Source organism: Aeromonas sobria (assembly GCF_050266975.1).
In the GTDB taxonomy this organism is placed as follows: Bacteria; Pseudomonadota; Gammaproteobacteria; order Enterobacterales; family Aeromonadaceae; genus Aeromonas; species Aeromonas sobria_B.
In genome coordinates, this window is the sequence record NZ_JBKISU010000122.1 from 1 (window position 1) to 318 (window position 318).

Below are 318 nucleotides of genomic sequence, written 5' to 3' on the forward strand. Positions count from 1 at the left end.
CCCGGTCTGCCAGCAGGTCATCTTCGTAGACGATGGCATCGCCCCCCGCCCCTTGCGGGATCAGGTTGGTGATGGTCACCTCGTCATCGTCGTTCTTGATGGCCAGGGTCAGGGTCGCCGTGCTCACGTCCCCATCCGCGTCGGTCAGGGTGTAGGTGAACACTTCGCTGCCCGTGCTGCCCCCCGGCAGTGCCACGAATTGCGGATCCAGCGGTGCCAGGGTGTAGGTGTAGGTGCCATTGGCATTGAGCACCAGGCTGCCGTAGGTGCCGGTCAGGTTGGCCGCGGTCACCGCCGCACCATCGGCCCCCTGCACGT

General features: G+C 66.0%; 1 protein-coding gene. It reads right to left on the reverse strand.

Going from position 1 to position 318, the window contains the following annotated elements; translation table 11 throughout:
- Window positions 1-318 (reverse strand): VCBS domain-containing protein (locus ACLHZ1_RS20725; protein ID WP_427263554.1); only part of this gene is annotated, 318 nt, incomplete at both ends.